General features: G+C 72.8%; 4 protein-coding genes. 3 read left to right on the top strand and 1 reads right to left on the bottom strand.

What is annotated here, in order from left to right:
- Positions 1-60: 60 nt before the first annotated feature.
- Positions 61-1,245, bottom strand: a complete 1,185-nt coding sequence (locus ACFV4F_RS40365; protein ID WP_380510469.1) for an agmatine/peptidylarginine deiminase — start codon at positions 1,243-1,245, stop codon at positions 61-63.
- A gap of 178 nt (positions 1,246-1,423) precedes the next feature.
- On the opposite strand from ACFV4F_RS40365, the gene ACFV4F_RS40360 reads away from it, so the two are divergent.
- The 3 genes from ACFV4F_RS40360 (at position 1,424) to ACFV4F_RS40350 (ending at position 4,496) form a co-directional block, all read left to right on the top strand.
- Positions 1,424-2,050, top strand: a complete 627-nt coding sequence (locus tag ACFV4F_RS40360; protein WP_380510466.1) for a TetR/AcrR family transcriptional regulator — start codon at positions 1,424-1,426, stop codon at positions 2,048-2,050.
- Between the two features lie 206 nt (positions 2,051-2,256).
- Positions 2,257-3,246 (top strand): alpha/beta hydrolase, encoded by a 990-nt coding sequence (locus ACFV4F_RS40355; protein WP_380447538.1) that lies wholly within the window; start codon positions 2,257-2,259, stop codon positions 3,244-3,246.
- Positions 3,247-3,257: 11 nt separating this feature from the next.
- Entirely contained in the window at positions 3,258-4,496 is a 1,239-nt protein-coding gene (locus ACFV4F_RS40350) for a hypothetical protein (protein ID WP_380510463.1), read from the top strand.
- Positions 4,497-4,545 lie beyond the last annotated feature (49 nt).

Genomic DNA, 4,545 nt, shown 5'->3' with positions numbered 1-4,545 from the left:
GGATGTCCGGCGTGGGGCGCCCCGCGCGCACGGGGGGGCACCCCACACACGTGCCGCCGCCTACGGCACGGGCTGCTGCTGGGTGACGCAGTGGATGCCGCCGCCCTGGTTCCCGAGGTTGTCGATGTTGAGCTGGACGACGGTGCGGCCGGGGAAGAGGCCCTGGAGGACCCTCTTGGCGTTGGCGTCGGCGGTCGTGTCGCCGAACTGGGCCGAGATGACGGCACCGTTGCAGACGTAGTAGTTGGCGTAGGAGTCGACGAAGCTGCTGCTGACCGCGCGGATCAGGTTGTAGTCCGGCGACCGCAGCGCGGTGACCGCGATCGGCGTCCCCTGGGCGTCGGTGGACGAGGACAGGATCTGGTACTGCTGCTGCTCGTCGTTGGACCAGATGTCCGGCGGGTCGGCCGGGTTGGGGGTCTGGACGAGTCCGACGCCGGGGCCGAGGAAGCGCGAGGTGGCATCGACGTGGTCGTCGGTGATGTCCTGGCCGCTGATCCCGTCGAACCAGATGACCTTGCTCGCGCCGTAGGCCGCGCACATGGCCTGTTCGATCTGCGCCTGGGACAGGTTCGGGTTGCGGTCGGGGTTGATGATGCTGCTCCTCGTCGCCATCAGCGTCCCGGCACCGTCGGTCTCGATGGCGCCGCCCTCGCTGACCAGGCCGGCGGCAGTGAAGGAGAGGCCGAGGTAGGCGGCGACGCGCTGGGCGACGAGGGCGTCGTTGGCGTGCTGCTGGTGGTTGCCCCAGCCGTTGAAGTTGAGGCCGACGGCGTCCAGGCCGCCCGCGCCGTCGGTGCGGAAGACGGCGCCGGTGTCGCGCATCCAGCAGTCGTCGACCGGGATGGAGCCGATGACGGTGACGTTCGGGTTGGTGCAGGCCCGCCTGGCGGCGGCGACGCCGGCCGCGTTGGCGAGGAGGTGGACGGGCTCGTACTTCGCGATGGTGTTGGCGATGAGGGCGATGTTGGCCTGCACGCCGGAGAGCTTGCGCCCGTAGATGGTCGTGCTGTCGGGCCAGGCCATCCAGGTGCGGGTGTGCGGGACGCCGTCGGCCGGAACCGAGAACGCGCCCGCGAGAGCCGGGGCGGCCGGCGCACCGCCGCGCGGGGTCGTCGACCGTCCGGCGGCGCGGGCCCGGGGGCCGGTGGCCGCCGTGACGGCGGCGCCGGCGGCGGTCATGGCGGCCGCTGTCAGGAACCGCCGTCTGTTCGGGGTCCATTGGTCGGGGGTCTGATCGCTCATGGGGGATCTCCCGTCAACTCGCCGTGGGGGTGGCGAGGTTGACCGGAAAGCTATAACTGGCCAAGCGCTCGGTCAATTCTTCGCGCAGAAGTCGGGACCGGTGGGGCGCCTGAGCCCGGACGGCCGGATCCGCCGATGTCCCGATGGCCGATCCCCGGCGGTCGTTTCAGTTGCGCCCATGGCGACGCGCGCGAACGACCAGACCCCCTCGGCCGCCGGGGACGCCGGGCGTCGACGTCCCTCGGCCAAGGGTGAGCAGACCAGGGCCCGCCTGATCGCGGCCGCCCGCACCCTCCTGGCCGGCGAGGCCGCCGGGCGCTTCACCACGCGCAACGTGGCCGCCCTGTGCGGGATTTCGCACGGGATGTGCCACTACCACTTCCAGGACAGGACCGACCTGATCGTGGCCGTGATCGAGGACATCCGGCCGGAGTGGATCACCCCGCTGGAGAAGGCGGTCGACCTCCCCGGGAGCTTCACCGAACGCGCCGAGCGCGTGATCGCCCTGCTGACCCGGCCCGAGAGCCCGGACCTCGCGCACCTGCACTCGGCGCTGCACTGGCTCGCCCTCAACGACGACCGCATCAGGGAACGCCTCGACGAGGACTACCGGCGCTGGCGCGCCTGCTTCGTGCGCATGTTCCGGCTCCTGGCCGACGAACGACGGACCGGCCTCGACGCCAGGCTCCTGGGCGAGACCTTCGCGGCGGCCGTGGACGGCCTGGCCGCCGCCCAGTCGCTCGACCCCGGCACGGAGACGGGGACGGTGCTGCGCACCCTGATGACCGCGCTCACCGCCGCCTGACCTGGCTCGCCCGACCGGGCGCGGAGCCGTTCGGTTCCTTCCTCCGCCCTCCGGGTCAAAGACACCAGTCTCGGCGATCGGGCCTCCCCCCGTCAGTCCGGATCGTTCCGGATTCCGCGCCGTGCGGCGGGTGACTACCGTCCCAACCGCTCGACCACCGGGCGGTCCGGACGGGCCGCCGTCACGCGCGTTCCCAGGAGGCCACGTTGACCGCCCAGCACCCCACCCGCAGGAGCATCCTCAGGACCGGCGGCGGGCTCGGCGCCGCGCTGGCGCTGGGCGCCGCCGGCTCGCTCGCCTCGGCGAGTCCCGCGGCAGCGGCCGGCGACGGCTTCGGCCTGAGCATCGTGGACCGCAACGAGAGCGACCCGCGGATGTGGTACTACCGCTTCCGCACCTCGGCGATCGGCTGGAACCCCGCCGTGAACGTGCTGCTGCCGGACGACTACCAGTGGAGCGGGCGCACCTACCCGGTGCTGTACCTGTTCCACGGCGGCGGCAACGACCAGGACTTCATCACCTTCGACCGGGCGGGCGTCCGCGACTGGACCGCCGGCAAGCCGATCATCGTGGTGATGCCGGACGGCGGGCACGCCGGCTGGTACTCCAACCCGGTCAGCTCCAACGCGGGCCCGCGCAACTGGGAGGAGTTCCACATCAACCAGCTGCTGCCCTGGGTCGAGGCCAACTTCCGCACCTACGCCGAGTACGACGGCCGCGCGGTGGCCGGCTTCTCGATGGGCGGCTTCGGCGCGCTGAAGTACGCCGCCAAGTACTACGGTCACTTCGCCTCGGTCAGCGCCCACTCCGGCCCGGCCAGCCTGCGCCGGGACGGCGGCCTGGTGGCGCACTGGGCGAACGCCTCCTCCGCCGCGCTGGACCTGAACGGCGGCACGGTCTACGGCGTGCCGCTCTGGGACCAGGCGCGGGTGAGCGCCGACAACCCGGTGGAGCGGATCGAGAGCTACCGCAACAAGCGGGTCTTCCTGGTGGCCGGCACCAGCCCCAACCCGGTCGACTGGTTCAGCACCGTCAACGAGACCCAGGTCCTGGCCGGGCAGCGCGAGTTCCGCTCCCTGCTCGACGGGGCGGGCATCCCGTACGACGCGCGTGAGGTGCCCGGCGGCCACGAGATCCGGCCGGACATGTTCCGGCAGGACCTGGACGGCATCATCGACCGCCTGCGCAAGGCGTGAGGGCCGCCCCGGTGTTCCCCTCCCTCCTCCGGCGCGCTTCGCGACCCGCACCGGCCCCGGCACCGGCCCCGGCCACCCCGCTGCATCGGGTCCTGGTCTCCGCGCTCGCGCTGCTCGGCATGACGGCGGGCCTGACGGTCGGCGTCGGCGCCATGCCAGCGACGGCCGCCACCGGCATCGACCTCTGCGCCGAGGTCGGCTACACCGCGGGCTTCCGGGGTGACGCCCTGGTGACCGCGATCGCCGTCGGCATGGCCGAGTCCAGCTGCAACCCGCTCGCGTCCAACGTCCAGAACAACACGCCGCCGTCCACCGACCGGGGCCTGTGGGAGATCAACAGCTACTGGCACCCCGAGGTCAGCGACGCCTGCGCCTACGACGCCCAGTGCAACGCCAACGCGGCCTACCGCATCTCCAACAAGGGCACCGACTGGGCGCAGTGGTCGACCTACAAGGAGGGCGCACACCTGCGGTACCTGGACGCGGCCCGGGCCGCCGCCGACCGGCTCGGCCACCACGACCCCGGGCCGGCCCCGGTCGTCTACCCGACACAACCCGGCCGGGTCGTCTCGGCGCGCTCGGCGGACGGCCGCCTGGAGGTGTTCGCGGCCGGGGCGAACGGCGTCTCGCACGCCTGGCAGAACAAGGTGAACGGCGACTGGTCCGAGTGGGAGTCGCTCGACGGCCCCGGCGGCGCCCGGCTGACGATCGGCGCGGACGCGGACGGCCGCCTGGAGCTGTTCGCCCTCAACGGCAGCACGCTCCAGCACCGCTACCAGCTCCAGCCCTCCGGCGCCTGGTCGGGCTGGGACACGTTCGGCGCCGGCGGCCACGACCTCACCGTCGACCACAACCAGGACGGCCGCCTCGAAGTCTTCGCGTCCGGCTCCACCGGCGTCTACCACCGCTACCAGACCAACCCCACCACCTGGTCCGGCTGGGAACCCACCGGCGGGCCGGCCGACTCCCAGCTGACCAGCGAGCACGCGCCGGACGGCCGGGTGGAGGTCTTCGCCATCAACGGCACCACCGCCCAGCACCTGTGGCAGACCGGCGTGAACGCCCCGTACGACAAGTGGGTCGCCTTCGGCGGCCCCGGCACCGAGATCACCGCGGCGGCCAACGCCGACGGCCGCATCGAGGTCTTCGGCTCCAGCGGCGCCGGTGTCCACCACCGCTGGCAGACCGGCTTCTCCACCTGGTCCGAGTGGTCCTGGCTCAACACCACCTCCGGCCCCGCCGTCGGCTGAGGCCGACCTGCGTGTGGTGGCGCGCGCGCCCCCCCCGCGGGCGGGGCCG

This window comes from Kitasatospora sp. NPDC059722 (assembly GCF_042733235.1).
Taxonomy (GTDB): Bacteria; Actinomycetota; Actinomycetes; order Streptomycetales; family Streptomycetaceae; genus Kitasatospora.
The sequence above is the reverse complement of the archived record's forward strand: the minus strand, read 5'-3'. Positions and strand labels throughout refer to the sequence as shown.

Bases quoted from the DNA above. Each gene is read 5' to 3' on its own strand.
- ACFV4F_RS40365 (WP_380510469.1), bottom strand. From the start codon at position 1,245: ATGAGCGATCAGACCCCCGACCAATGGACCCCGAACAGACGGCGGTTC.
- ACFV4F_RS40360 (WP_380510466.1), top strand. From the start codon at position 1,424: ATGGCGACGCGCGCGAACGACCAGACCCCCTCGGCCGCCGGGGACGCC.